The following is a 24,235-nucleotide window of genomic DNA, read 5'->3' as shown; positions in this document are numbered from 1 at the left end:
ACACGCAAGGTTATCTCACATGAATCACGCTTTGTTTTTGTTTTCTATCTACAATAATTTGACGATCAATGCGATCTTTCAGTTCACTAACATGCGAAATAATCCCAATAAGCTTATTATCTTGATGAAGTTCCATCAAACAATTCATTGCCTGATCTAATGATTGGCTATCTAAAGAACCAAATCCTTCATCAATAAAGAGCGTATTGAGTTCAATACCTCCTGCATATTCTTGAATCATTCTTGAAAGACCTAAAGCAAGTGATAAAGCCGCTTTAAAAGATTCTCCCCCTGAAAGTGTCTTAATTCCTCTAAGTTGTCCACTTTCTTGGTCAAATACATCTAATTCTAAACCTTGTTGCTTTCTTCCTTTTTCTGCTTCATCTTTACGAATCAATTGATATCTTCCTTGTGTCAATTGTTTAAAAATACGATTCGCATAAAGCAACATATGTTCAAAATACGTCGCTAAAACATATCTTTCTAAAGAAACACGTGCTTCATTTTTACCACTTGAAAGATTATAAAGATCTAAATATCTTTGATAAATTTCTTCATCTTTTTCAAGTTTTTTATTAATGGTTTCAATTTGATGAATCAATTTTTCTTTAAGTGTAAAGTTGATTTTTTCTTGTTCATAGATTTCTTGATTTTGTTTAAGTTTTTCCTGTAATTCAATAAGTTGTTTTTCTAAAGAAGAAAAATCTATTTCTTTTGTGTCTTTCACTTCGTCTTCTAAAGAAGTGATTTGTTGCTTCAATGAATTAAGAGTCATTTGATAATCTTGATAACTTTTTTCCTTTTGACTAAGTTGATCAATTTCTTCTTTTAAATGAAGAAATTCTTCTTCATCTTTAAAAGATTTTAGATGTTCTTGATAATTTTTATTAAATAAATCTAGTTGCTTTTGTTCTAAAGAAACATGTTGTTGATCACTTTTAATTTGGGTTTGTAATTGAATAGATAAATCTTTATACTTTGTATATTTATTTTGAAGATCTTCTACTTCTTTTATTTTTTCTTGATAACTTCTTTCAAATTCTAGTAGCTGATCTTGAAGTTGATTCATTTCATAAACTTTTTTGGTATCATCAAGTTTTCCAGAAAGCTGATGAATTTGTATTTGAAGCTGTTCAAGTTGATGTTTTTGTTTTTCTTCCTTTTGAAGATAAACAACCATATCTTTTTGTGAAAGTTCAACACTCTTTTTAAGCTTTTGAATATATTTAAGCTCATCTTGATATTGAAGATATTTTTTCTTCATTTCCTTTTCATCTTTAGAGATAACATCTAAAGCTTTAATAAAACTTTCTTTATCCACATCTTCTATTTCTAATTCAGTAGAAAGTTGTTTGATTTGTTGCTGTTTCATCTCTATTTTTTGTTTTTGTAGAAGAAGCTGTTGTACATGTTCTTGAAGTTTGTTTTCAAAGCGTGTTACAACTTTCTTTTGTTGATCCAATTTTTCTTTAGAAATATCTTCTTTTTCAAGTAAAGCAGGATGAGGATGATACAAGGAACCACAAATAGGACAAGGTTCATTGTCTTTTAATTGACTTGCAAAGATTCCTGCTTGTTTTCTGAAATAGAGTTTTTCTAATTGTTGGTAATGTTTTCTTTGATCATCTACTTCTTTTTCAAGATGAACATATTCTTCTTGTAAATCACTTCTTTTTTCTATAGCTTGTAAGAGTTCATCATAGTATTGAGAGAGTTGATGTATTTTAATTTTTTGATTATTTATTTTTTGATAATCTTGTTGTAGTAATTTACATGTTGTTTCGATTTGTTTTTCACTTTGAATCGTTTCTAAGTCTCTTTCAATGGATGTTTGTAGTTTTTCTTTTTTTTGGTTGAACAACGTATTTTCTTTTTTGAGTTGATGATATGTTTGTTTTAATTCTTGTAAGTTTTGATAATAGTGCTGATATTGTAAGACAGCTTCAATTAATTGTTTTTGTTCTTGGATTTGTTTAAAAAGTTGTTGATTTTCTTGTTGTTTTAAAGACAATGTTTGATATTTTTGTTCAAGAACTTGACTCTCTTTTTCTAATGTTTGATATTTTTGTAACGTTTCTTCCCGTTTGTTTTTCATTTGATTGATTTTTGCTTCTTGTTGTTTTAAAGAAAGATAGTCATAATTTGTTTCTTTAGCTTTTTTAAGTAATTGAATTTTTTTAAAGAGCTTTTGATAATCTTTTTCTTGTAAAATTAAGTCTTGATAACGTTTTTTGTTTTCTTTTAAATTTTGTAAACGTTGATTTTGAAGATGATAAAGTTGTATTTGTTGGTTAAGTTCTTCTTTTTGTTTTTCTTGTTTTTGAATTCTTGTTTCCAGTTCTTGAATTATTTTTCTTTTTCGCTCAAGATAGACATCTCCATCTTCTTCGATATTTAATTCTTCTTGATAATCTTTTCTTTTATTAAGTAATAAAGAGTATTGATCTTGATATGTTTTTAAACGTTCTTTTAGCTTTTCTTCGATTCTTTGATAAACTTCACTATGAAATAACTCTCTTAATACTTTTTCTCTTTCATCACTTGAAGCCATAATCAATTGAGTAAATTCTCCTTGAGCAATCATCACAATTTGTTTAAATTGATGCTCATCAATGCCAAGTAAAGAAATAACTTTACTTGTCACTTCTTTAACTCCTTCAACCATTTTACCATCTGGTAAAGTTAAAAGTGCAGTGGGTTGTTTTGGTGTTTTCTTTCCTTCTAAATAATACTTAGGACTTCGTTTAATTGTATAAATTTGTTGGTGTAAAGAAAATGTCAACTCAACAAAAGTTGGAATTTCATTTAAAGCATGATCACATCTTAAACTATCACTTTGACGCATTTGCCCACTGGTTTTACCATATAAAGCAAAAATCAAAGCATCAAAAATCATGGTTTTTCCACTGCCGGTAGGACCTGTAATTAAAAACAGGCCATCTTCTTGAAAAGATTCAAAATTGATGTTGATTTGATTTGGATAAGGACCAAAGGCAGATAAGGTTAAATTAATGGGCATCATATAGAGCATCCTCCTCTAGTAGTTCTTCAATGATTTCTTGACTTTTTGAATCCATTTCTTCTCCCTTCATTTTTTCGTAAAATTCTTTAAAAATATCTAATGGACTGTTTTTATCCATATCTAAGGATGAAGCTGTATGATTTTCTCCTTTTATATCTAACTTCTTGTATGTAAGCTGTAATAAATGTGGATATTTTTCTTTTAAACGTTCATAACCATGACCTATCATTTGTTTATCTAAAAGTTCTACCGCTATAAAATCATTTTCATTATTAGGATAATGAAGTACAGCTTCATACTTACCTGTAAGTTTTATTAAATCTCTTTTAGGTTTCAAAGGAATAATTTTACTACATACTCCCTTTTCATCAATAGTTACTTCTACCATGCCTTTGACTTGATTGACTTCATCAAACGAATATTTCATAAGACTTCCTGCATAACGTACATAGTCATATTTAATTTTTTGACTCGCATGAATATGTCCTAAAGCAACATAATCAAAACCTTTGCATAAATCTACATCAATGATTTCACTGCCACCTACTGATAAGATAACTTCACTTTCACTTCTTACGACCTCTTTATTTCCGGCAATAAATTGATGGGTTACTAAAACTTTTGAATGATCTTCCACAAAGGTTTGTTGATTCAAATAATAAGCAAAAGCATCTTGATATGTTTTTAAATCATCATTTTCATACAAATAACGTATATAAGAAGGTTTAAAGAAAGGAACCAAATAAAAATAAACACCTTCAATAATAATCGGTTTTATTTCTTTTTCAGGATAACAAACAATATAAAGCCCTTGATCTACAAGTAAAGAAGTTGCAAAATTTAAACGTTCACTACTATCATGATTACCGGTGATCATTAATACTTTTTTATGATACTTTAAAATCAATTTTGATAAAAAAGTATTCAATAAGGTAATACTTTCTCTTGAGGCAACTGCTCGATCATAAATATCCCCAGCAATCACTAAGACATCAATGTCTTGATCATTCATATAATCAATGACTTGATTTAATAAATCTTCTTGAATATCTATTAAATTATTTTGATAAATGATCTTTCCTAAATGGAGATCCGCTAAATGTATAAATTTCATAATTCCTCCAAATTTAATCGATAAATTCTTTTAACATAATCATCTTGATCAAAGTATTTTCTTAACTCCTTAGGTACTGTCTTTGTTTCTACATAATGAAAAGGCAATGATTCAATAATCTTTCTACTAGCTAAATTTTCAGGAGAACAACTAATCATCAATTCTTTAAATCCTTTTTCCTTAGCAATCTCAAACAACAACAAACATGCCTCACGACTATAATGATGTCCTCGATATTCTTCTTCTATCGAATAACCAATGTGTCCATCATAATATCTTTCTAAGCTACTTCCCTCTCTTAAAATAATACGTCCTACTTCTTGATGATCCACCATAATTAAATAAATAAAATAAGGCTTCCATCCAGGCAGTAAATTTGTATTTTCATAACTTAATAACTCTAATCTCATAAAATCACCTACCTCTATTGTATCATTTATATATCTATATTTTAACAAAACAATCCATTTAAACTCCATTATTTTCCTTGTAAAAGAAAAAGTGCTTTTGCACTCTATTTTTCAATTGTTTTCTTTATTCCATCTAAACAATCATCATTTAATAACTTATCGAAGATTTCCGTATATTGTTTTTCGTAAGATTTTGAATGTTTAATAAACATTCAAAAAATTATCTATTCTATTAAATTAAGTTTATAATCCTAAATATAGACTTCTTCCACAAAAATAATATTCATACAATCTCTATTTTTATTCAAAATGAAATAATATACTTCTAAAGTTATAAAATCTAATATAACATAGTTAATTTTACATCATAGTAAACACCTTCATTATTTGATAAAATAATAGAGTGAAAGGAAAATAAATTAATGAAGATACTTATATTTGATGATAATAAAAGAGATAGAGAACATTTAACAAATTGCCTAAAAACATTCTTTAAGAATAAGGACATTTCTTATCAAATCACTATATGTCAAAATAAAGATGAATTATTAAATGATATTGATTCGTATGACTTTCTATTTTTAGATATTGAACTCGGTCAAGAAAATGGGATTAATCTTGGTCTAGAACTTCAAAAAATAGAACATCATTGTCATATTATCATTACAACTAATTATTCTAAATACGCTATTGATGGCTATAAAATACATGCTGAACGTTATTTTATTAAGCCTATCAATCAACATGAATTTGATTTAGAAATGAATGGTTTTATAAAAAATTATATAAAAGATAAAAACTATTTTTTTGATAAGAAAATTTATGATTCTAAGATTTATATTAAAGATATTCTTTATATTGAATTTACGGATCGTAAATCAATGATTCATAAAGTAGATGGAAAAAAACTATCTACCAATTGTACCTTAAAATACTGGTATGATAAGCTTAGTGATTATCATTTTGCTTATCCCTATAAAGCTTTTTTAGTTAATTTAAAATACGTCAATGCTCTTTATAAAAAAGATATAGAAATGACTAATGGTGAAATGATTCCTTTATCTAGACATTATAAAAAAGAATTTGAAACAAAATATATAGATCTATTACAGGCCACATTATGATTATTCTTTCTAATATCATTTCATTTCTTTTATTAGCTTATCTTGCTCATTCTTTTTTATCACCAAAATACAACAAAACAAAATCTTTGCTTATTTTTGTTTTATTTTTTATCCCTTTAGTTTTTATAACTATTGAATTGAAATATTTATTTATTTTATTCTTATATTTTATTGTTTATTTTTTATTATATAAAGAATCATTTATTCAAAAAGCACTCATTATTATACCGTTTTATATTATTCAAATATCATTTGAATTCCTTATTTTTCATATTCAAACATTTTTTAATTATGAAATTATTCTAGCTGCGTTATTTATTTTGTTTTTTATAAGTATTTATATTTACATTTTAAAAAATCTAAAACGTTTATATTCATTAAAATATATCAAATTTATTTTTATATTTCCTATTCTAACAATTCTTTGGTTTGGAGATATTGATTGTAGTTATTTTTTATCTACTAGTACAACAGATTTGTTTGATTTACTAAGTATTCCTGTGTTAAATTTATTGCTATTTATCATTACGTTACTTACAACCAACTATATTTCTTTGAAAAAACAAAAAGAATTATTTAATTCAAAATATGAATTATTACAACAACACTATGATTATAATTTTAAATTCTTACATGATTTACTTCATACATGTAGTCAACTTAATATTCAATTTGATAATCAAAATTATGAAAATGCTAAAGAAATATTAAATCAATTAACTCAAACAACCTATAAAGAATTCAATGCAATTTATAGTCAATCTCTTGTCTTAAATTATGTGATTAACAATCATTTACAAACACTTATTGATAATAATATTAATATTAAAACAGATATCGAAAGTAATTCTTTTAATAATTTAGATTATCAATTACAACTACAGTTGTTTGACTATCTTTTAACATTAACAATACAATCTTGCTTATCTTGTCAAAATGATAATAAAATAATCATATTGAAATCTAAAAGTGAAACAAATTATCTTTTACTTAAAGTTGTATTTTCATCTACAACAATTAATGAAAAGAAAATTACAAATCATCTAGAAAAAATCTTAAATGCGAATTCTTACACCGTAACAATCAAAGACATAGATGATTGTAATACGAGTTTATTAATTGTATTAAAAAGAGTCGATAACTGAATATGACTCTTTTTAGTTATTATTTTAAATACTCATTGAGTTTTTTTCTATTAATGCCATGAATAGAAAAAATAACAGAAATAAATGTCATTAAAATAATATATAAATAAATATAAAGAACTACTTTCTCATTAAACATCAATGATAAAAAATTAAATGTTGAAACATATCTCAAATAAAGTATTCTAATCATCCATAAACTAAAATATCCTACAATAAATGCAATTGTTGAAATCAATAAATGTTCTAATAAAATAATAATAATGACATCCTTTTTAGACCTACCTAAAGCATATAAAACCGCCAATTCTTTATTACGCTTTCGAATATAACCTTTATTTAAAAATAAAATAATAATTCCCAATATCAAAGCAACTAAAACAATAATGCCTATGTTGATTAAAACCGTTCGAATATAAGACTCTCCAAACTCACCATTTTTAAATTCATATTGGGACATTAATCTTAAATGAGGAAAGAGTTTATTTAATTCTTTCGTGACTTTTTTTACATCGTTTTTTGATTTACAAACAATAATCATATCATCAAGACCTGTTCCAATAGCTTTTAAATAAGAATCATAATCTTTAAAGACTGTTTTTTGAATATCATGGATTTTATTTTCTTGATTAAAATCATTTACATGATTTTTATAGCTTTCTTGAGTTTGGAAAAGATCTAAAAAATCATAATTTTGATAGCTTGTGTAAATATATTCTGTTAATCCAATATTATTTTCATAATTTGTTTTATAGATACCTGATACTTTATATTTTTGATTTACTTGATTTCTTTTTTCATCAATAATTGGTAATTCAATTGATTGCTTAACTAATGTATTTAAATTTTCATTTTTAAGATAACTATAAGCAAGAAAATCAGGAATAAGAATTTCATTTTTTACTGGGTAATTCCCACAAAGAAGTTCTATATGTTTTGGATTATAATGCTTAATATAAGGATAAGGAACTGTTAATGTTTTAAACTCCATTTGAACTTTATCCGGAAAATGGACATAGCTCTTTGTTTTCTTGACTTTACTTGAAAATGAATTTTTATCTAATACTAGATTTAATTCATTTCCTTTATAATCAACACTTGTTTCTACATTGCCATTATATAATTTAGCTTCATTAACTCCCAAAATATTTTTTACATCTTTTAAATCTTTATTTGAAAAACTGATTCTCGTTCCATCATTTGAAATAATGATATAATTATTTTTTGCACATTCATTGAGATATTGTTTTGTATAATGCGTTGTTGATACATAAATTGTTTTATTATCAATACCTGAATAGAATTCATAAAGATCATTAATGGAAATACTATAAAAGAATAGAAATATCGTCATGAATAACATAAAAATAATAGATACCGGTATATAATTTATAATAATATCTTTGTTATTTCTTTGCATTGCCTTTAAAACGTATTTAATATTATAACTTTTAATCTTTTCTAGTGTTGATTTTTTTGAATATGAACTAACAACTTCTTTATTTTCTTTTTCTAATTTTAATGTTTTATTTTCTAAAACATAAATATTATCACAATAATCTATTACTCGTTGATCATGGCTAATAATAAAAATCATCATCTGTTCATTCTTTAATGATTGAATACATTTCATAATTATTGCAGCATGAACATCATCGAGGTTTCCAGTTGGTTCATCTAATAACAATATCTTGGGATTTTTTATAAGTGCTCTTGCAATGGCAAGTCTTTGTTTCTCTCCACCACTGATATTCTTTACTTTTGTATTTTCTAAACTTAAAATATCTAACTTTTCTAAAGCATCTTTTGCTTCATCTTCTTTACAATTAAGTGTGAGTATTAAATTTTCTAAGACTGTAAAATTTTCAATAAGCTTAAAATCTTGAAAAACGATGTGTATTTCGTTTCTTCTTATTTCATCCCACTTTTTTAAATCAAATAATTTAACATCTTGTTCATCTATGGTATATACACCTTCGTAATCATTATCTAAACCAAATAGGATATTAAATAATGTTGTTTTTCCACTACCACTTTTTCCAATAATCCCATTGATTGTATTCGTCTTATTAAATTGAACATTTAAATTTTCAAAAATAATTTTTTCATCATATTTTTTTGTTATATTCTTTAATTCTAACATGATAAAACCTCCTTTTTTTATTGTAATTTCATTATATAAAGAAGGATTTATACAGTAAATTCAACTTGATCAACAGGTTCATTTTCATGATTAAGAGGTCAAAAAAGTTATTGAAATGTAACGACATAATGATTGAATATGAAACAAATTTATTATAGGAGATATCTCCAAAAATATAATTGAACTTATTAGTTCTAGGGTGTGGTAGATAACACATACGATTCTACTGGTTTACCTACACAATCATTGATGTAGATAGTCAAACCGTGGGAAGGTGATTGGACTCCTAGCCTGGTACGAGCTAAAAATAATGTGACAATTGATGCAGGTTGTAGAGCATCGTCAATCAAAATAAAAAAGTATAAAAAATATATTTTTCTATGTTAAAAGGAACCATAATTACGGTTCCTTCATTTTTTATTAAAACCAACCCATTTTTTCACAGATATTATAAATACCATCATCTACATTTTGATCTGTGATGTATGTTGCTTTTTCTTTTAAAGCATCACAAGCATTCCCCATAGCAACGCCTGTCCATAAATCTTTATCAAACATATCAAGATCGTTATAATCATCGCCAAAGACAACCACATCTTGAATAGGTGCTTGAAGTATTTTCATCATTTTGAAAATACCGCCTTTTTTATTATCTGGTTGAAACATTAAGTATTCTTTTTCAAAACGTAATGAACCTAATTGATCTTTGTTTTGAAAAGAAGCTTCTTCTTTTTCACCTAAAGCAAGATAGATTTTATAGAAGTTTTCTACTTGTTTATAATCAAAACCTCGATCTAAAATATAGGTTGTTGGTTCTTTACGATAGCCTACTTGTTGAATAAATAAATCATTTTCACCATAGACTTCTTGACTATCATTGATTGCTACTAAATAACCAATCCCTTTTTCTTTAGCTTCTTGAATGATTTTTAAGGCACCTTGTTTATCTAAAGGAATATTTTCTTTTAAAATGCCATCTAGTACAATTCCGTTACCACCATTACATACCATATTTTCAAAATTAAATTCTTTTCTTGTTTTTTCTGCTTTATAATGGGCTCTTCCTGTATTTAAACAAACAAAATGACCTGCTTGTTTAAGCTTTTCTAAAGCAACTTTCGCACTTGGGACAATTTGATGTGTTTTTAAATCAGTCAATGTTCCATCAATATCAAAGAAAAAATATTTTTTCATACTATTTTAAATCCTTTACTCCTGTTTCTAACATTTCCATTTGTAGAATTGTTTGCCATGGTTGGATGACTTGTTCCTTACCATTTACAATACTATCATAGATACCATCATACACACGCGCATAGTCGCCGTCAACTGTTAGAACTTTTTCTTCGTGATAAATACCCTCATCATCATAATAAGTAAGAGTTCCATAATGTTCAGGCAAATCTTTTCCAAAATCATTATTGATAGGCATATGGAAAAGTTTTAAATGTTCTTCTTGGCGATCTTTACTATATTTTTCAAACATTCCCTTTTTACCATAAACGATAAAAGATGGTCTTGATTTTACTCTAAAGTAACTTGATTTAACGGATACTTTTAATGTTCCATAATAAAGATCTAAATCAAAATAATCATTCATACGACCTGTTCCTAAAAGTTGTCTTACGTCATAATGAATATCATCAGGTTTTCCAAAGTAAGAAATAACTTGATCTAAAGTATGACAACCATGTCCATATAAATAAGACATTGCTGGATCAAAATGATCGACACTTTCAGGTATTTCAGGGCGATAGTAATCAAAATGCATTTCTAATTCTAATAAATCGCCCAATTTTCCTGATTCAATGACTTTTTGGACAGTTAAAAAATCACTATCATATCTTCTATTTTGATAAGCTGAACAATAAAGTCCTTTTGATTTCGCAAGTGCAAAAATTTCTTTAGCTTGCTGACTATTTTCCATAAAGGGTTTTTCACATAAACAATGTTTATTATGTTCAAGTGCTTTTTTAGTATATTCATAATGATAATGATGACCTGTACAAACAACAACCATATCAATTTCATCATCTAAGAAAATATCATCTTGATTTTCAGTATAGTTGATTCCTTCAATTTTATCCCATACATCATGATGGATACGTGGATTATAAATCGTTTTAACGATGAATTTATCCAGTCTTTGCATAACAAAAGGTAAATGATAGCGATTGGTACTTTTTCCATTTCCAATATATCCTAAAACAATTTTATTATTTATCATTATCAAACACGATCCCTTCTTGCATTCTTCCTTCTTCCATTAATTTAGAAATCAATAAAGAAAGATCTAACATTTCTTTTTGTTTTTTAACATCCTTTTCTTCCATCATTCTCATAAATTCTTTAAATTCATAAATTAAACGATGTTTCTTTTCAAAAGATTTTACTTCACTTGTCCCATCGTTATAACAGATTTCATATTCTGTCATTTGACTTAACGGACATTTAACAACGATTGCCCCTAAATTTCCTTGAATCGTATTCATTAAAGGTGCTTTACAATCTTTAGCCCCAATACATAAAGCTTTAAAATGTTCAAAATCAAAAATCATCATCCCACTTGTATCAATATTTTTTTCAATATTTGCCATATATTTATGATAAACAGGTTTCCCAAACAAATCGATTAAAGCATGAATATTATAAACATTTAAATCCATTAAAGCTCCACCAGCTTTATGAAAGTCAAAGGCTGGTAAAATTGTTCCTTCTTTAAAAGCATTATACCTTGATGAATATTGCGAATAGTTAAATGAAACAATTTTAATATCTCCTAATTTCTTTAAATCTTCTTTTAATGAAAGAAAAGCAGGTGTGTAATGTAAATTCATAGCTTCAAAAATCATTAAATTCTTTTTATTGGCTGTTTCAATTAAATCTTCTAATTCTTTACTATTCGCTGTAATTGGTTTTTCAATAATGACATTTTTACCATTTTCTAAAGCTTTTTTTGAAAACTCATAATGTAGATGATTAGGTAAAGCACAATAAATTGTATCAACATCACTTTGAAGTAATTCATCATAATCTGTATAAACTTTATCTAAATGATATTTTTCCATAAGTTCTAATGCTTGTGATTTTGATTTTTTTGTTGAAAAAAGATAAGTTTTTTCAACACCTAGCTCGTGATACATGGTAAGAACATCTTTAACAATCATTCCTGTTCCTAAAATTCCTAGTTTCATTATTTTGCTTCCTCTCTTATTCTTTCAATTGTTTCTTGTAATTTTTTTGAATCATGTAATGTATGTGTTGATTGATTATGATTAATCAAAGCTTGTATTTCTAAAGTCATATCGTCTCCTTCAATTGGATATGTTTTTTGCATAACTTCATTTTCTAAATGAATTGTATATTCAACCACACGGTTAAACATTGGAACATAGATTTCCCCCTTATCCCCTTTAATTAAAGCATAACGTTCTTTATTATAATTAATTGAACCTTCTACTTTTCCTTGAACTTCATTTTTAAAATTTAAAGTTGCTTTAAAATTCATTTCAATCTCATTTTCTTTTTCAATATGAGATTCAACACTTTCAACTGGTGCATCCACTAAAGCAAGGACAAAACCAACGACATAACTTCCTACATCATTTAAAGCACCCCCTTGTTTTAGATCAAACAAGTAAGAATCTTTTTTATCTGTCCCATCAAAACAAAAGTTTGCTTCAATTGATTTTAATTTTCCAATCAGTTTTAAATCTTCTTTTAAATGATTAAACCCATTATTAAACTTTGTTTTAAAAGCTTCTAAACAATAGCCTTGATATTCTTTAACATATTGATTAATTTCATCAATATCTTCACTTTTTAAGACAAGTGGTTTTTCACATAAAACCGCTTTATGATGTTTAATGGCTTCTATAATCCACTTTTTATGTTCAAAGTGGGGTACTGCAATATAAACAGCTTCAATATCATCATCTTTTAAAAGTTCTTCATAATCACGATAAAGTTTAACTAAAGGATGATTTTGTAAGTAACTATCGTTTTCATCTAAAGAATGTGAGGCAATGGCATGCACTTTTCCCCCACTAGTATAAGTAATACTTTTAACAAACTTACGCGCTATGTTTCCATAACCTATAATTCCAAAATTCATTTTTCTACCTCCAATAACGCTATTGTTTCTGCAATATCATTAACACAATAATGTACTTGTTTTTGTATTTCTTGAGGGGATGTTTTAAAAGTAAAGGCTGTATCTACGACTTTTAACATTGGTAAGTCATTATAGGAATCCCCTATTCCTGCCATCTTTTCTAATTGGTAATGATCTTTAATGATTTTAATTCCCGTTCCTTTAGAACATCCTTTTCTTACAATATCAACAGAGTTTCTATTTTGAAAACCTTCGACCTCATGATATTTTTGATTAATTTCAAAACATACTTTCTTAGTCGTTTTGTCATCTTTAAAAATAAGCGATATACCATAGATGATTTCATGCTCTACTTCTTTAAAAGAAGAAATGACTTTTAATTTAGGATTATAATCTTCTTTAAGTGTTGCATAAAAAACATCTGCATTTCCTGTTTGTAAGATGATTTGTGCATGTTGATGATATTCATTAAAGATTTGTTGAACGATTTCTTTTTTCATTGGAAAATCTTGAATGATATTTAAATCTTTATCTAAGATCACTGCTCCTGAAGAAAGAATATAGAAATCTAGTTTTAACTGTTTTAAATCAAACAGGGCACATCGTGGTCTTCCACTACATACACCAAATAGATGTTCCTTTTGGTACTTTTCAATAGCCTCTCTATCTTGTTTTTTTATTTGTTGATTGAAAACAAGCGTTCCATCAATATCACTTGCAAGAGCCTTCATCTTTTATTTTCCTTAAACAATCAACAATGACTTGATGATCTTCATCATGTGCGAGCCCCGAAACAAGAATGCTTCCTCTTAATTCATTTTGGATAATCAAAGGAAAACCTCCCCCACAAATAACGAAACTTTCATCTTTTTCATCTGCTTGATATGTTCCATTTTCTTCATTTTCTAAATAAATGTAATAACTGCTATGTCCATATTTTTCAACTGTTTTTTGTTTACGATCAAGCCAAACGACTCCTTTTTTACCATCCATCAAATATTGAAAAACAATATCTCCTTCTAAAACAATACGAATTCTAACATTTTTCAATTGATTCTTTTCAATATGATTAACAATGATTTGTCCTAATTGATAAACATCATGATTATTGAATTCTTGAAAAGAAAGTTCTTTTTCTAATTGTAAGACTTCTTCTTTTGTCATCTTTTTCACCTCACTTTTGTTATATCATATCTTCTTTTTTTATTTAAGAGATGTTCATCATTGTGGAAATAAGGTTCAAAGTAAATGAAAAAAAGTTCAGTTAAACTGAACTTTTGGTTCACTTATTTTTAAGATGATAAATAAGTGCATGTAAATTATTTAAGATATACATAAAGGCAAGTTGAGAATAGAATGTTGCAATCTTATTTTGTTTTTCATAGTCAGGAATAATGATTTGATATTGACTATAAACAACAAGTGGACTTTGAAGATTAGCAGTAACCAAAGCTGTTTGAATTCCTTTTTTATTTAAGATTTTCATACATTCTAAAAGGGATGTATTCTCTCCACTATAAGAGATAAACAAAGCAAAATCTCCTGGCTGTAATTGTTTGGAAATATAGATTTCTTCCCCATATTGAGTTGCTAAGATAGGAAATAAATTAAGCTTTGCAAGTTTATTAATAAAGTTTGCTGCTGTTATTTGGCTATCGCCATAGCCATAAATAAAAACTCTTTTCTTTTGTACCATCAATGTTGCGATTTTATTTAAGGTTTTAATAGATAAATGATGATAAACTTGTTGAATACTTTCTTGATAAAGAGAAAACATATTTTGAATGATTTGATCACTTGTTTCATTGATTTGAAATGGGGTTGTATAGTCTACTTGACTTACCATATATTTATTGGCTTCAAGTTCTTGTAATAAAGCAAGTTTAAATTGGCGATAACCTTGATAGCCTACTTTATGACATAAACGAATGATCGTTGCATTTGAAGTATAGCTTTTTTTTGCTAGATCATTGATTGAAAGTAAAGTTAAATCTTCTAAATGATCTAATAAATAATCAATGACTTGTTGTTCTGATTCAGTATAATGATTTTCTTTAAGTTGTTGTAATATTTTCATTATTCTTTCATTAAAATATCAAGCGCTTCTTCCACGCTATCAACCACATCATCAACAATCGATGTTAAACTTTCTGGTGATGTTGGAAAAGTAAAAGAATGATCCACTGTTTCTAACATAGGAATGTCATTATACGAATCCCCAATTCCGGCAACTTCCTCTAAATGCATTAATTCTTTTAATTTTAAAATTCCTAAACCTTTAGAACATCCTTTTTCAGTAATATCAATAAATTCTTTATTTTGGTGTGCTGTTAATTCAGGAAAATGTTCTTCAATATCAAGACACACTTTTCTCGCGTTTTCATCCGTTTTTGCATTCATGGATAAACCATAAATATCTCCTTCCACTTCATCTAAAGATGTAATAACTTGTCTAACCATTGAACCTAAATCTTCTTTTAAAAATGTATAAATTTGCATATTAGCTTGAATGAAAATATCGTAATCTTTTTGATAACAATCATAAAATTCATGTAATAAATGTTTAGAAATCGTACTTTTATAAATAACTTCTCTTTCTTTATTAAGCACAAGTGCCCCTGTACATAAAATATAGAAATCAAAATCAATATAAGGCTTACAAAATTCATAGATGCCTTTAAAAGGTCTTCCACTACATAAACCAAATAAGTTGCCTACTTTTTGAAATTCCTTGATTTTCTTTAAATCCCCTTCTTTAAATTGTTCATTAAATAATAATGTTCCATCATAATCACTTGCTAGTACTTTCATAATAATCCTCCAATGCCTTTATTGTAGTTGATTTTGTAAAAAAAGAAAATCATTTTCATCGATTTTCTTTTTTAGAAACATCTTCTTATTTTAATATTTCTTTTATTTCCTCTAAATTTTCCACAAAATAAATACCTTCTTGTTTTTCTTTAGAGGATAAATCAAAAGTAATCATCTTATCTAAAAGTTTCTTTAAATCATCATAATATCCATTTAAATTATAAAGCATACAAGGTGTCTTTAAATGTTTTAATGAGACTTTAGACATGACTTCTGTAATTTCTTCTAAAGTTCCTGTTCCTCCTGGAAAAGCAATAAAAGCATCCCCTAATTCAATCATTTTTGTTTTTCTTTCACTCATATCTTGTGTCACAATTAATTGTGTTATTTTAGGATAATCAAAACCGGCATCAATGAAAAATTGTGGTTCCACACCTATGACTTTTCCCTTTGCTTTCAATACACTTTCCGCCAATTCTCCCATTAAACCACATTTAGAGCCTCCATAAACAAGTGTATGTCCATTTTCACCAATCCACTTTCCAAGTTTTCTTGCCGCTAAAGTAAGGTTTTGATCATTTCCATTACTTGCCCCTAAATAAACTGTTATATTCATGTATACCTCCAAAATTTATAAATCTTTTTTATCCTTTTTGCTTATTATATCATTTCCTGTATAAAAAATGCGTTTTTGTTTCATAATAAAACAGGTGATTTTATGAATGAATCTTATTGGCAAAAGACAAGTCAACATCCTTGTTTTAAACAATTAAATAAAGATATAAAAACCGATATTCTTATTATCGGTGGTGGTCTATCCGGCATTTCATGCGCTTATCAATTAAAAGAAACAGGTAAACAAATAACTATTGTTGAAAAGAATCTTTTAGGTAGTCATACCAGTGGACATACAACGGCTAAAATTACTCTTTTACAAGGTCTTATTTATCAAAAACTTGTAAAACATTATAATATTGAAACAGCTTATCTCTACTATCAAAGTCAAAAAGAAGCAATAAAAGGTATTAAAGATTTAATTGAAAAAGAAAAAATCGATTGTTGTTTAAAAGAATGTACGATGTCTTTATATACCGATGATTTAAAAAATGTTGGAATACTTGAAAAAGAACAACATTATTTACAACTCTTTGGTGAAACCGTTTTTGACAATCAAAAACATTTAAAAACAATCAGTTTGCATCATCAATACATTTTTCATCCTTTAAAATATCTCTATCATCTTGTGGAATGTTGTCAAAAGAAAAATGTTCAATTTTATGAACATAGTCGTGTTGAAAAAATCATAAAAAGAAAAAACGATTTTCTTGTCTATGTACAAGGACATCGTATTATCTGCCAAGATCTCATTCATGCCTCGCGTTATCCTTTTATAAAAAAAGGTTTCTACTTTTTAAAAATGTTTCAATCTTTAGAAAGTGTTGATTTAAAACAAAGAACAGGAAATCAATGTACACTCTCTATTGATCTTACAGAAAGTTATCGTCCTTTAAAAAATCATGCTTTAGTTATTAATTCTAAGAGTAAGGACTGGTTTGCACAAGATACGATTCCTTTAAGAGGTATTCCTTATATGGGGCGTTATAAAGAACATGAATATTTTATTTATGGTTTTCAAAAATGGGGTATGACAAATTCTTTTTTAGCGTCTAAAATCATTAAAGATCTTTATTTAAATAACGATAATGCCTATCTCTCCTTATTTTCTTGTCATTATTATTCTTTAAGTTATTCTAAAATATATTTGAAACAAATGCTTCATCATCTTTATCTTGGTTATGTCAAATTTCATTTTCATACCAAGAAAAATTTACAAAGAGGTCAAGGAGGATTAATGAAAATCAATCATAAACTCTATGCTGTTTATTTAGATAGGCAAGGTATTAATCATTATTTTTCTCCCTACTGTCCTCATTTAAAAGGTCTACTTTCTTTTGATGAAAAAAATCAAATATGGCATTGTCCCTGTCATCAATCTGTTTTTGATTGTTATGGAAAACTTATTGAAGGGCCTTGTTTAAAAGATATGAATAAACAAAAATGATACCCATTTCATTCCTTCTATTATATAATAGTAATCTGGGAGGAAGTTTATGAAAACATATTTAACATTAGATGTTGGTGGCAGTGCCATCAAATATGCGCTATTGCAAGAAGATTTAACTATTTTAGAAAAATCAAGTGTACCAACTCCTATGGATACCCTTGAAAACTTTATTGAAACAATTGGAAAAATCTATGATCAATTTCAAGATCAGATCGATGGCATGGCTCTTTCTATGCCTGGTATCATTGATCCTGAAAGAGGCTATCAATATACTGGTGGTGCTTTACGTTATATTGATAAATTAGAAACTGTAGAAGTTTTAAAGAAGCGTTGTCCAACAAACATTACAATTGGTAATGACGCTAAATGTGCCGCCAATGCGGAAATTGGTTTTGGAAATCTCCAAGATATTCAAGATGGCGCTGTGGTTATTTTAGGAACAGGAATTGGTGGATGTTTGATTAAAGATCATAAAGTTCATACAGGAAAACATTTTTCAGCAGGTGAATTTTCTTTTATTAAAACAAACAACTTAGATCCTTTTACTTGGAATCATGCTTGGTGTACGAGAAATGGTATTTCTGGGTTATTACAACGTGTTCAAGAGGCACTTGAAACAGACAAAGAATATACTGGAATTGAAATCTTTGAAATGGCTAATAAGGGTAATGAAAAAGTCATTGCAGGAATCGATGCTTTTGCCAAGGAAGTCGCAACTCAAATCTTTAATGTACACATTATTTTTGATTGTGAAAAAGTGGCTATTGGTGGTGGTATATCTGCACAACCATTACTTATTGAACTCATTAATAAAAATATGAATGAAATTTTTGATAATCTACACTTTGATGTTTATCATCCTGAAATTGTTCCTTGTAAATTTAGAAATGACGCTAATTTAATTGGTGCTCTTTACCAACACATTCAAACTTTTAAATAATTTTCTCTTTGAGAAATATCTTTTTTAAAAACTAAAATCAGTGTACAATAACATTGAGGGGTGACAATTATGCAAGTAGTATTTGTTGTTTTACATAAAACGGAACTTTTACAAAATTTATTAACAAGTTTAAAAAAAGCAGGAGTAAGCGGTGGAACGATTATGGATTCTCAGGGAATGATTTCTTATATTCAAGAAAGTGATGAAAGTTATATCTTAGGTTCTTTAAGACTTTTCCTTGAACAAGCACGTCCTGATAGTAAAACAATGTTTTTCATTATTAATGATGAACAAACAGATCTTGTTTTTGATACAATTGATAAAGCTTTGGGCGGTTTAAAAAAACATAATATAGGGATTGCCTTTGCAATGCCTATTACAAAAGTTGAAGGAGTTGTAAAAGATGATTCATTATTTTAGTCAAACAGGAAACACCAAACTCCTTGGAGATTTTTTAAAAGACAATATCAATGATTCAAAAACAATCTATGTTGGTTTTTGGACAGATAAAGGAAACGCCAATCAAGAAACTTTAGATTATTTAAAAACATTGCATCATCAAAAAATCTTTCTCTTTGGAACTGCTGGTTTTGGAAAAAGTGAAGAATATTTTAAACGTATTATAAATAAAGTGAAAGAAAGCATTGATTCAACCAATGAAGTTGTTGGAAGTTTTATGTGTCAAGGAAAGATGCCTGACTCTGTTCTTCAACGTTATCTTTCTTTAAAAGAAAGTGACAAGGCACCAAAAAATATTGATTTACTTATTGAAAACTACTATGAAGCACTAAATCATCCAAATGAAGAAGATTTAGAAAATTTGAAAAAGGCTATCGTTTAATGATAACCTTTTTCTATTTTTTTATTTAATTTTTTATAAACATTTTCGACCAACCATGGTTCTGTAGAAGCTTTTAGAGCTTCTTCAAAGTCAAACCATTGTAATCCTTTATTTTCATCTTCTTTAATAATCAATTTTTCTTGATCATCGGCTTCCATTAAATAGGTAATATTGTAATGGAGATGACTGGATACATAAACTCCATTTTTAATATGTCCATTAACAGTTAAAACTTCAATTGAAAAAGGGTCATCCTTTAAAAACTGAACATGTTTTAAACCACTTTCTTCTTGAAATTCTTTTAATGCCACTTTTTTAAAATCTTTTTGCCCATCAACATGTCCTCCAAGCCAACACCAAGAGTTATAAATTTTATGATAACACATTAAAACCTTATCATGACTTTGATTTAAAACCCAACAAGAAACAGTGAAGTGCCCTATTGTATTTTTACGTGTTAGAACATCTTTTTGTTCAATCACTTTAAGTAAAAGTTCTTTATCTTTTTCTTCTTGTTCATTAAAAGGTTGATAATTGAGTATTTTTTGTTTCATTGCTTCTCCTTAAAAAAACAGTTTATCCCTGTTTTTCAATATATTTTTGATAATACATCACACGAATTAAATCAAAGATCGTCATAATTTGATAGTTAAAGTTAATACCATCAAACCTTCCTGGTACTTGAATCGTATCTGTAGTTAATTTCCTTCTTGCATAGGTTGGATTTTGGGTAATAAGCAAAGATGTCGTATTTTGTAATGAAAGATTTGTTCTTGTATACATAAAGCCTTCTAAAGACCTTCCTGAAGAAGAAGTAAAAATAACATAATCATTTTCATTAAAAATCATATCTTTATCATACGTATGATATTGTAAAACTGTTTTCCCAAAAGAAATTAAATCTGTTTGAAATTCTACCGCAATAGACATAGGATAAAGAGCCCCTACAAGAATTACTCGTTTTGATTCATGGATTTTTGTACAGACTTCTTCTATTTTCTTTAAAAATTCTTTATTATCATTAGAAACCTTAATGCGTTCAACATACGTACAAATATTGAGATTTTCCATACGTTCTTCAATCTGTTCAAGACGTATTCGTTTATGTTTATAATAAGTTTCTACAAATGTTTGATAATCATAGAAACCTAAATATTTTAAAAAGTTTAAAATACTTTCTGGTGTTGTCTTTAATTCATTTGCGACTTCTTCTAACGAATAATCTCCAAAGTTTTGATAATGAAGGATAAAGAATACACAAAAACGATACGCATCATCAAGAAACAATGTGCCATTTAAATATTTTAAAATTCTTGAAAGTAGTATATTCATAACATCCTCCCCTTTAAATAAAATGATATTTTTTATAATACGTTACTCGCATGATATCAAAAATTGTCATCAAACGATAGTTAAAGTCAATACTATCATGTCTTGAACTTGCAACATAGATCACACGTTCATCCCCAATTTGACTCTTATATTTTTTATTTTGTGTAATGAGTAAGAATTGAGATCTGTTGATATCAAAATCTTGATGATCATTCATGAAAGCATCATAAGCTCTTCCTGTTGCCGAAACAAATATAACATAATCATCTTTATTGAGATCCAATTGTGTATCAAAAGAATGATATTGGAAAACAGGTTTTCCAAAAGTAATCAAATCCGTTTGAAATTCAACTGCAATAGAAATTGGATAAAGAGCCCCAATAATCACAATTCTTTTAGACGTTGAAATGTCATGACAAATATGATCTAAATCTTCAATAAATTTTTCTTTATCATCACATAAATGAACTTGTTTAAAAAGATCATCCATCTTTAAGCCAAGCATTCTTGAACGAATTTGATCTTGTCTTAAAATAACATCGGCATAAAGCTTATCTTGGAAAGACGTATAATCATCAAATCCTAAATGACTTAAAAAATTCAAAATTGCATCTTTAGAAATCTTTGATTTTTCAACAACTTCCTCCAATGTCATTTTATAAAAATCTATATAATTTTCAATAAAGAATACACAAAAACGATAATTATCATCTAAAAACAATGTTCCGTTAAAGTATTCAAGTATTCTTGCAAGTAGTACATTTCCCATACGTACCTATCCTTTCTATATTAAGCCTAGTTTTTCTAAGCTTAAAGCAATTCCATCTTGATCAGGATCTTTAAAAGTATCATAAGCAATATCTAAAAGCTTTTCTTTGGCTCCTTCAAAAACAATTCCTTGATTTGCTTTTTCAAGCATTTGATAATCATTCATACTATCACCAAAGGCAATTGTATCTTCCATATTTGCATGATAGTAGTCAATCACTCTTTCAATGGCATCTGCTTTCGTACAGTTCTTTGAAATAATTTCCCCATTAATAAAATCATCTTCTGGTTTAGAAAAGACAACGACATTAAAATCTTTACTTAAATGAGGTACTGTATCAAGCAATGCATATTTATCATATGCAATAAAAACAATTTTAGTCACTTTATCTCTACCAGGATCATATTCAGTAATTGGTTTAAAAGCTTGATTACGTTTTTCAAAGAAACGAGCTAATTCTGGATTAGCTTGTGTATCTTTGATTTGTCTTCTTTCCATATACTCTCTAGCATAACCTGATTGAAAAAGTTCATCTTTCGTTTCAAGAGTAAAGCCAACTTGTGCATTAGAAAATAAAACAATGGCTTGTTGTAAAAGTTTGCTATCTAAAAAGTTTTCATAGATGTACTTACCATCAATTTGAATAAAACTTCCCGCTGCAGAAATAACACCATCAAATCCTACATCTAAAATATCTTGTGTAATCGAAACAGGAGCTCTTCCTGTACATAAGAAAGCTTTATGTCCATTTTCTCTTAATTTACGAATAGCTTCTTTATTTCTTTTTGTAATTTCTCTACTTTTCCCACGAATTGTTCCATCAATATCAAAAAATACATACTTCATTTTCCTTACCTCTTACTTCATGATTTCTTCAATCAAAATAGGTTTTTCGACAAATTCATCCACAATTGTATAGCTCTGATAAATTTCATTCAATAATTCTTGACTTAATTCATTTCTGGCATAAACAGTCAATAACGTTTCACCGATTTCTACATGATCCCCTATTTTTTTATTTAAAACAAGTCCTACAGCATGGTCGACATCTTCATCTTTTGTCATTCGACCACCACCTAATTTCATTGAAACAATTCCTAAATTCTTTGCTTCTAACGATTGAACATAACCTGTTTTCTTTGAAGTTATTTTCATTATAACACTTGGTTTTTCAAATAGTTCAGGATTTTCTATATATGAAACATCTCCACCTTGTCTTTGAACCATTTCTTTAAGTTTTTCTAAAGCTTTTCCATCAGAAATCACTTCTTGTAAAGCCTTATAAGCAAGACTTTCATCTTGATAAAGCTTTGCTTGAACAAGCATTGTGCTTCCTGCTTTTAAACAAAGTTCTTCTAAATCTTGAGGTCCTTTTCCTTTGAGGGTTTCAATTGCTTCAATAACTTCTAAGCTATTGCCGATTGCATTTCCTAAAGGTTGTGACATGCTTGAAATGGTTGCACGTGTATCTTTATGACAATGTTTTCCAATATCAATCATGGTTTGAGCGAGTTTCTTGGCATCTTCTAATGTTTGCATAAAAGCACCATTTCCATATTTAACATCTAATAAAATCGTATCTGCCCCACTGGCAAGTTTTTTAGACATAATAGATGAAGCAATTAAAGGAATACATGAAACCGTTCCTGTTACATCACGTAAAGCATAAATTTTTTTATCAGCGGGTACAAGTGTGGCACTTTGTCCAATAATAGCTAAACCAATATCATTGACTTGTTGAATAAAATCTTCTTCTGATACATAAATATTAAAACCTGGTATCGATTCTAATTTATCTAATGTTCCACCGGTATGTCCTAAACCTCTCCCTGACATTTTAGCTACTTTACCACCGCAAGCCGCAACGATAGGTCCTAATACAAGAGATGTTTTATCACCAACACCCCCGGTAGAATGTTTATCAACTTTAACACCTTCAATTTTAGATAAATCAATAATATCTCCACTATATTCCATCGCTTGAGTAAGCATTGCCGTTTCTTTTGCAGTAAGTCCTTGAAAACAAATTGCCATTAATAATGCTGACATTTGATAATCAGGAATACTTCCATCAACATAACCATCTATAATAAATTGAATTTGTTGTTGATTAAATTCTCCATTATTCTTTTTATATTCTATTAAATCAACCATTCTCATTGTCATTTCCCCTTTATTTCAATCTAATCTTATTTTACTATAATTTATTTTATTTTGAAAACACTTTCATAACTTCGAGAGAATCTTTTCAATCATAGAAAGAAATTCTTCCATTTTTTGAGAAGAATTTTTCTTACAAACAATCCCATAAGGTAAAAAATAGTCTTCTTTTAAAGAAGAATGAACATTCATCTAACATTCAAGCGATATTAAAAAATCTTGACATAGTACCAGCCAAAAGAAAG

24 protein-coding genes are annotated in these 24,235 nt (G+C 27.7%); 6 read left to right on the top strand and 18 right to left on the bottom strand.

The genetic code is table 11. The features are described 5' to 3' along the window. Positions 1–10 precede the first annotated feature (10 nt). Genes C7U55_RS00460 through C7U55_RS00450 form a run of 3 tightly spaced genes read right to left on the bottom strand, consistent with a single transcriptional unit; the run spans position 11 to position 4,546 of the window. Complete coding sequence (locus C7U55_RS00460; protein ID WP_162297377.1) at positions 11–3,022, bottom strand: AAA family ATPase; 3,012 nt, start codon at positions 3,020–3,022, stop codon at positions 11–13. Continuing rightward, on the bottom strand, positions 3,009–4,136 hold the full coding sequence (locus C7U55_RS00455) for an exonuclease SbcCD subunit D (protein ID WP_106986855.1): 1,128 nt from the start codon (positions 4,134–4,136) through the stop codon (positions 3,009–3,011). The genes C7U55_RS00460 and C7U55_RS00455 overlap by 14 nt, the downstream gene beginning before the upstream one ends. After that, the gene (locus tag C7U55_RS00450; protein WP_106986854.1) at positions 4,133–4,546 is read right to left on the bottom strand and encodes a GNAT family N-acetyltransferase; all 414 of its coding nucleotides are present in this window, start codon (positions 4,544–4,546) and stop codon (positions 4,133–4,135) included. Before C7U55_RS00450 ends, C7U55_RS00455 begins: the two co-directional genes overlap by 4 nt. A 422-nt stretch (positions 4,547–4,968) precedes the next feature. Here C7U55_RS00450 and C7U55_RS00445 point away from each other — a divergent pair, with 422 nt between their 5' ends. After that, complete coding sequence (locus C7U55_RS00445; RefSeq protein WP_106986853.1) at positions 4,969–5,670, top strand: LytR/AlgR family response regulator transcription factor; 702 nt, start codon at positions 4,969–4,971, stop codon at positions 5,668–5,670. Next, positions 5,667–6,815, top strand: coding sequence for a hypothetical protein (locus C7U55_RS00440; protein ID WP_106986852.1), 1,149 nt, complete (start codon positions 5,667–5,669; stop codon positions 6,813–6,815). Before C7U55_RS00445 ends, C7U55_RS00440 begins: the two co-directional genes overlap by 4 nt. 19 nt (positions 6,816–6,834) lie before the next feature. Here the strand turns inward: C7U55_RS00440 and C7U55_RS00435 are convergent, their stop codons facing one another. The 10 genes from C7U55_RS00435 to C7U55_RS00390 form a co-directional block, all read right to left on the bottom strand. Then, positions 6,835–8,958: an ATP-binding cassette domain-containing protein gene (locus C7U55_RS00435; RefSeq protein WP_106986851.1), complete on the bottom strand. Its 2,124-nt coding sequence runs from the start codon at positions 8,956–8,958 to the stop codon at positions 6,835–6,837. A 420-nt stretch (positions 8,959–9,378) separates the two neighbouring features. Next, the gene (locus C7U55_RS00430) at positions 9,379–10,152 is read right to left on the bottom strand and encodes an HAD-IIB family hydrolase (RefSeq protein ID WP_106986850.1); all 774 of its coding nucleotides are present in this window, start codon (positions 10,150–10,152) and stop codon (positions 9,379–9,381) included. A 1-nt stretch (position 10,153) separates the two neighbouring features. After that, on the bottom strand, positions 10,154–11,185 hold the full coding sequence (locus C7U55_RS00425; RefSeq protein WP_106986849.1) for a Gfo/Idh/MocA family oxidoreductase: 1,032 nt from the start codon (positions 11,183–11,185) through the stop codon (positions 10,154–10,156). Further along, entirely contained in the window at positions 11,175–12,152 is a 978-nt protein-coding gene (locus C7U55_RS00420) for a Gfo/Idh/MocA family protein (protein WP_106986848.1), read from the bottom strand. Before C7U55_RS00420 ends, C7U55_RS00425 begins: the two co-directional genes overlap by 11 nt. After that, the gene (locus C7U55_RS00415; protein ID WP_106986847.1) at positions 12,152–13,072 is read right to left on the bottom strand and encodes a Gfo/Idh/MocA family protein; all 921 of its coding nucleotides are present in this window, start codon (positions 13,070–13,072) and stop codon (positions 12,152–12,154) included. Before C7U55_RS00415 ends, C7U55_RS00420 begins: the two co-directional genes overlap by 1 nt. Next, a complete protein-coding gene (locus C7U55_RS00410) occupies positions 13,069–13,803 on the bottom strand; it encodes an HAD-IIB family hydrolase (protein WP_106986846.1) in 735 nt (244 codons plus the stop codon). The genes C7U55_RS00415 and C7U55_RS00410 overlap by 4 nt, the downstream gene beginning before the upstream one ends. Further along, complete coding sequence (locus tag C7U55_RS00405; RefSeq protein ID WP_106986845.1) at positions 13,784–14,236, bottom strand: heme-binding protein; 453 nt, start codon at positions 14,234–14,236, stop codon at positions 13,784–13,786. The genes C7U55_RS00410 and C7U55_RS00405 overlap by 20 nt, the downstream gene beginning before the upstream one ends. A 118-nt stretch (positions 14,237–14,354) precedes the next feature. After that, on the bottom strand, positions 14,355–15,149 hold the full coding sequence (locus C7U55_RS00400; RefSeq protein WP_106986844.1) for a MurR/RpiR family transcriptional regulator: 795 nt from the start codon (positions 15,147–15,149) through the stop codon (positions 14,355–14,357). After that, on the bottom strand, positions 15,149–15,883 hold the full coding sequence (locus tag C7U55_RS00395) for an HAD family hydrolase (RefSeq protein WP_106986843.1): 735 nt from the start codon (positions 15,881–15,883) through the stop codon (positions 15,149–15,151). Before C7U55_RS00395 ends, C7U55_RS00400 begins: the two co-directional genes overlap by 1 nt. An 85-nt stretch (positions 15,884–15,968) precedes the next feature. Beyond that, positions 15,969–16,499 carry an LOG family protein gene (locus C7U55_RS00390; RefSeq protein ID WP_106986842.1) on the bottom strand — a complete coding sequence of 177 codons (531 nt, stop codon included), beginning with the start codon at positions 16,497–16,499 and terminating at the stop codon, positions 15,969–15,971. 102 nt (positions 16,500–16,601) lie between these two features. Between C7U55_RS00390 and C7U55_RS00385 the strand changes: the two genes are divergently transcribed. The 4 genes from C7U55_RS00385 (at position 16,602) to bilS (ending at position 19,729) form a co-directional block, all read left to right on the top strand. Continuing rightward, complete coding sequence (locus C7U55_RS00385) at positions 16,602–17,945, top strand: FAD-dependent oxidoreductase (RefSeq protein ID WP_106986841.1); 1,344 nt, start codon at positions 16,602–16,604, stop codon at positions 17,943–17,945. A 49-nt stretch (positions 17,946–17,994) separates the two neighbouring features. After that, positions 17,995–18,888, top strand: coding sequence for an ROK family protein (locus C7U55_RS00380; RefSeq protein ID WP_106986840.1), 894 nt, complete (start codon positions 17,995–17,997; stop codon positions 18,886–18,888). Between the two features lie 69 nt (positions 18,889–18,957). Further along, entirely contained in the window at positions 18,958–19,308 is a 351-nt protein-coding gene (locus C7U55_RS00375; protein WP_106986839.1) for a hypothetical protein, read from the top strand. After that, positions 19,292–19,729: a flavodoxin family protein BilS gene (gene bilS, locus C7U55_RS00370; protein WP_106986838.1), complete on the top strand. Its 438-nt coding sequence runs from the start codon at positions 19,292–19,294 to the stop codon at positions 19,727–19,729. The genes C7U55_RS00375 and bilS overlap by 17 nt, the downstream gene beginning before the upstream one ends. On the opposite strand, the gene C7U55_RS00365 is transcribed toward bilS, so the two are convergent. Genes C7U55_RS00365 through C7U55_RS00345 form a run of 5 tightly spaced genes read right to left on the bottom strand, consistent with a single transcriptional unit; the run spans position 19,726 to position 23,990 of the window. Next, the gene (locus tag C7U55_RS00365) at positions 19,726–20,283 is read right to left on the bottom strand and encodes an NUDIX hydrolase (RefSeq protein ID WP_106986837.1); all 558 of its coding nucleotides are present in this window, start codon (positions 20,281–20,283) and stop codon (positions 19,726–19,728) included. The genes bilS and C7U55_RS00365 overlap by 4 nt on opposite strands. A gap of 22 nt (positions 20,284–20,305) precedes the next feature. Beyond that, positions 20,306–21,061: a MurR/RpiR family transcriptional regulator gene (locus C7U55_RS00360; RefSeq protein WP_032090355.1), complete on the bottom strand. Its 756-nt coding sequence runs from the start codon at positions 21,059–21,061 to the stop codon at positions 20,306–20,308. Positions 21,062–21,074: 13 nt separating this feature from the next. Continuing rightward, the gene (locus tag C7U55_RS00355; RefSeq protein ID WP_106986836.1) at positions 21,075–21,830 is read right to left on the bottom strand and encodes a MurR/RpiR family transcriptional regulator; all 756 of its coding nucleotides are present in this window, start codon (positions 21,828–21,830) and stop codon (positions 21,075–21,077) included. A gap of 15 nt (positions 21,831–21,845) precedes the next feature. Then, positions 21,846–22,676, bottom strand: coding sequence for a Cof-type HAD-IIB family hydrolase (locus tag C7U55_RS00350; protein WP_106986835.1), 831 nt, complete (start codon positions 22,674–22,676; stop codon positions 21,846–21,848). A gap of 12 nt (positions 22,677–22,688) precedes the next feature. Further along, positions 22,689–23,990 carry a pyrimidine-nucleoside phosphorylase gene (locus C7U55_RS00345; protein ID WP_106986834.1) on the bottom strand — a complete coding sequence of 434 codons (1,302 nt, stop codon included), beginning with the start codon at positions 23,988–23,990 and terminating at the stop codon, positions 22,689–22,691. Between the last annotated feature and the right edge of the window lie 245 nt (positions 23,991–24,235).

Origin of the sequence: Faecalibacillus faecis, from assembly GCF_003024675.1 — a bacterium.
In the GTDB taxonomy this organism is placed as follows: domain Bacteria; phylum Bacillota_I; class Bacilli_A; order Erysipelotrichales; family Coprobacillaceae; genus Faecalibacillus; species Faecalibacillus faecis.
Note: the sequence above shows the minus strand (reverse complement) of the source record. Positions and strands in the feature narration are given on the sequence as shown.

Coding starts and splice junctions, on each gene's coding strand:
- C7U55_RS00440 (WP_106986852.1), top strand. CDS start 5,667: ATGATTATTCTTTCTAATATCATTTCATTTCTTTTATTAGCTTATCTT.
- C7U55_RS00425 (WP_106986849.1), bottom strand. CDS start 11,185: ATGATAAATAATAAAATTGTTTTAGGATATATTGGAAATGGAAAAAGT.
- C7U55_RS00395 (WP_106986843.1), bottom strand. CDS start 15,883: ATGAAAGTACTAGCAAGTGATTATGATGGAACATTATTATTTAATGAA.
- C7U55_RS00415 (WP_106986847.1), bottom strand. CDS start 13,072: ATGAATTTTGGAATTATAGGTTATGGAAACATAGCGCGTAAGTTTGTT.
- C7U55_RS00445 (WP_106986853.1), top strand. CDS start 4,969: ATGAAGATACTTATATTTGATGATAATAAAAGAGATAGAGAACATTTA.
- C7U55_RS00360 (WP_032090355.1), bottom strand. CDS start 21,061: ATGAATATACTACTTTCAAGAATTTTAAAATATTTAAATGGCACATTG.
- C7U55_RS00345 (WP_106986834.1), bottom strand. CDS start 23,990: ATGAGAATGGTTGATTTAATAGAATATAAAAAGAATAATGGAGAATTT.
- bilS (WP_106986838.1), top strand. CDS start 19,292: ATGATTCATTATTTTAGTCAAACAGGAAACACCAAACTCCTTGGAGAT.
- C7U55_RS00455 (WP_106986855.1), bottom strand. CDS start 4,136: ATGAAATTTATACATTTAGCGGATCTCCATTTAGGAAAGATCATTTAT.
- C7U55_RS00460 (WP_162297377.1), bottom strand. CDS start 3,022: ATGATGCCCATTAATTTAACCTTATCTGCCTTTGGTCCTTATCCAAAT.
- C7U55_RS00390 (WP_106986842.1), bottom strand. CDS start 16,499: ATGAATATAACAGTTTATTTAGGGGCAAGTAATGGAAATGATCAAAAC.
- C7U55_RS00365 (WP_106986837.1), bottom strand. CDS start 20,283: ATGAAACAAAAAATACTCAATTATCAACCTTTTAATGAACAAGAAGAA.
- C7U55_RS00400 (WP_106986844.1), bottom strand. CDS start 15,149: ATGAAAATATTACAACAACTTAAAGAAAATCATTATACTGAATCAGAA.
- C7U55_RS00385 (WP_106986841.1), top strand. CDS start 16,602: ATGAATGAATCTTATTGGCAAAAGACAAGTCAACATCCTTGTTTTAAA.
- C7U55_RS00405 (WP_106986845.1), bottom strand. CDS start 14,236: ATGACAAAAGAAGAAGTCTTACAATTAGAAAAAGAACTTTCTTTTCAA.
- C7U55_RS00380 (WP_106986840.1), top strand. CDS start 17,995: ATGAAAACATATTTAACATTAGATGTTGGTGGCAGTGCCATCAAATAT.
- C7U55_RS00450 (WP_106986854.1), bottom strand. CDS start 4,546: ATGAGATTAGAGTTATTAAGTTATGAAAATACAAATTTACTGCCTGGA.
- C7U55_RS00355 (WP_106986836.1), bottom strand. CDS start 21,830: ATGGGAAATGTACTACTTGCAAGAATACTTGAATACTTTAACGGAACA.
- C7U55_RS00435 (WP_106986851.1), bottom strand. CDS start 8,958: ATGTTAGAATTAAAGAATATAACAAAAAAATATGATGAAAAAATTATT.
- C7U55_RS00420 (WP_106986848.1), bottom strand. CDS start 12,152: ATGAAACTAGGAATTTTAGGAACAGGAATGATTGTTAAAGATGTTCTT.
- C7U55_RS00350 (WP_106986835.1), bottom strand. CDS start 22,676: ATGAAGTATGTATTTTTTGATATTGATGGAACAATTCGTGGGAAAAGT.
- C7U55_RS00375 (WP_106986839.1), top strand. CDS start 18,958: ATGCAAGTAGTATTTGTTGTTTTACATAAAACGGAACTTTTACAAAAT.
- C7U55_RS00410 (WP_106986846.1), bottom strand. CDS start 13,803: ATGAAGGCTCTTGCAAGTGATATTGATGGAACGCTTGTTTTCAATCAA.
- C7U55_RS00430 (WP_106986850.1), bottom strand. CDS start 10,152: ATGAAAAAATATTTTTTCTTTGATATTGATGGAACATTGACTGATTTA.